General features: G+C 53.3%; 1 rRNA gene. It reads left to right on the top strand.

The features are described from left to right. Positions 1-21: 21 nt before the first annotated feature. Positions 22-2,901 (top strand): 23S ribosomal RNA (locus tag B0G62_RS30940). Positions 2,902-2,914: the final 13 nt, after the last annotated feature.

The raw sequence follows: 2,914 nt of genomic DNA, 5'->3' as shown, positions 1-2,914 counted from the left end.
AGAGAGACATACCCGTTATAGGGTCAAGCGAACAAGTGCATGTGGTGGATGCCTTGGCGATCACAGGCGATGAAGGACGCGGTAGCCTGCGAAAAGCGGTGGGGAGCTGGCAAACGAGCTTTGATCCACCGATATCCGAATGGGGAAACCCGGCCCGTATGGGTCATCCGTAGCTGAATCCATAGGCTACGTGAAGCGAACGCGGCGAACTGAAACATCTAAGTAGCCGCAGGAAAAGAAATCAACCGAGATTCCCAGAGTAGTGGCGAGCGAAATGGGACCAGCCTGCATTCTTTATCTTCGTTGTTAGCCAAACGCTCTGGAAAGTGCGGCCATAGTGGGTGATAGCCCCGTAGGCGAAAACAGCGAGGAAGAACTAGGTATGCGACAAGTAGGGCGGGACACGTGAAATCCTGTCTGAAGATGGGGGGACCATCCTCCAAGGCTAAATACTCGTGATCGACCGATAGTGAACCAGTACCGTGAGGGAAAGGCGAAAAGAACCCCGGGAGGGGAGTGAAATAGATCCTGAAACCGCATGCATACAAACAGTCGGAGCCTCGCAAGGGGTGACGGCGTACCTTTTGTATAATGGGTCAGCGACTTACATTCAGTGGCAAGCTTAACCGAATAGGGCAGGCGTAGCGAAAGCGAGTCCGAACAGGGCGATTAGTCGCTGGGTGTAGACCCGAAACCAGGTGATCTATCCATGGCCAGGTTGAAGGCACGGTAACACGTGCTGGAGGACCGAACCCACTAACGTTGAAAAGTTAGGGGATGAGCTGTGGATAGGGGTGAAAGGCTAAACAAACCTGGAAATAGCTGGTTCTCTCCGAAAACTATTTAGGTAGTGCCTCGTGTATCACCTTCGGGGGTAGAGCACTGTCATGGTTGATGGGTCCATTGCGGATTACGTCGCCATAGCAAACTCCGAATACCGAAGAGTGCAATCACGGGAGACAGACATCGGGTGCTAACGTCCGGTGTCAAGAGGGAAACAACCCAGACCGCCAGCTAAGGTCCCCAAATATGGCTAAGTGGGAAACGAAGTGGGAAGGCTAAAACAGTCAGGAGGTTGGCTTAGAAGCAGCCACCCTTTAAAGAAAGCGTAATAGCTCACTGATCGAGTCGTCCTGCGCGGAAGATGTAACGGGGCTAAGCCATATACCGAAGCTGCGGATGCACACTAGTGTGCATGGTAGGAGAGCGTTCTGTAAGCCTGCGAAGGTGCGTTGAAAAGCGTGCTGGAGGTATCAGAAGTGCGAATGCTGACATGAGTAGCGATAAAGGGGGTGAAAGGCCCCCTCGCCGTAAGCCCAAGGTTTCCTACGCAACGTTCATCGGCGTAGGGTGAGTCGGCCCCTAAGGCGAGGCAGAAATGCGTAGCTGATGGGAAGCAGGTCAATATTCCTGCACCATTGTTGAATGCGATGGGGGGACGGATCGCGGAAGGTTGTCCGGGTGTTGGAAGTCCCGGTCCTTGCATTGGAGAAGGCGCTTTGGCAAATCCGGGCGCGGAATTCAAGGGTGCGAGGCCATTCACTTAGGTGAAGAAGCAACTGGAAGTGGTTCCAAGAAAAGCCTCTAAGCTTCAGTTCAGCAGTGACCGTACCGCAAACCGACACAGGTGGGCGAGATGAGTATTCTAAGGCGCTTGAGAGAACTCGGGAGAAGGAACTCGGCAAATTGGTACCGTAACTTCGGGATAAGGTACGCCCCTGTAGCTTGACTGGCCTGCGCCAGAAGGGTGAAGGGGTTGCAATAAACTGGTGGCTGCGACTGTTTAATAAAAACACAGCACTCTGCAAACACGAAAGTGGACGTATAGGGTGTGACGCCTGCCCGGTGCCGGAAGATTAAATGATGGGGTGCAAGCTCTTGATTGAAGTCCCGGTAAACGGCGGCCGTAACTATAACGGTCCTAAGGTAGCGAAATTCCTTGTCGGGTAAGTTCCGACCTGCACGAATGGCGTAACGATGGCCACACTGTCTCCTCCCGAGACTCAGCGAAGTTGAAGTGTTTGTGATGATGCAATCTCCCCGCGGCTAGACGGAAAGACCCCATGAACCTTTACTGTAGCTTTGCATTGGACTTTGAACCGGTTTGTGTAGGATAGGTGGGAGGCTGTGAAGCGGGAACGCTAGTTTCCGTGGAGCCGTCCTTGAAATACCACCCTGATCTGTTTGAGGTTCTAACCTTGGTCCGTGATCCGGATCGGGGACAGTGCATGGTAGGCAGTTTGACTGGGGCGGTCTCCTCCCAAAGGGTAACGGAGGAGTACGAAGGTACGCTAGGTACGGTCGGAAATCGTGCTGATAGTGCAATGGCATAAGCGTGCTTGACTGCGAGACTGACAAGTCGAGCAGGTGCGAAAGCAGGTCATAGTGATCCGGTGGTTCTGTATGGAAGGGCCATCGCTCAACGGATAAAAGGTACTCTGGGGATAACAGGCTGATACCGCCCAAGAGTTCATATCGACGGCGGTGTTTGGCACCTCGATGTCGGCTCATCTCATCCTGGGGCTGTAGCCGGTCCCAAGGGTATGGCTGTTCGCCATTTAAAGAGGTACGTGAGCTGGGTTTAAAACGTCGTGAGACAGTTTGGTCCCTATCTGCCGTGGGCGCTGGATATTTGAAGGGACCTGCTCCTAGTACGAGAGGACCGGAGTGGACGAACCTCTGGTGTACCGGTTGTCACGCCAGTGGCATCGCCGGGTAGCTATGTTCGGAAGAGATAACCGCTGAAAGCATCTAAGCGGGAAACTCGCCTTGAGATGAGATATCCCCGGGGCTTCGAGCCCCTTGAAGGGTCGTTCAAGACCAGGACGTTGATAGGTCAGGTGTGGAAGCGCAGTAATGCGTTAAGCTAACTGATACTAATTGCCCGTAAGGCTTGATCCTATAACAGGTGTGT

Origin of the sequence: Paraburkholderia eburnea, assembly GCF_002917095.1 — a bacterium.
In the GTDB taxonomy this organism is placed as follows: Bacteria; Pseudomonadota; Gammaproteobacteria; order Burkholderiales; family Burkholderiaceae; genus Paraburkholderia; species Paraburkholderia eburnea.
This window is presented reverse-complemented; position numbering and strand designations above follow the sequence as displayed.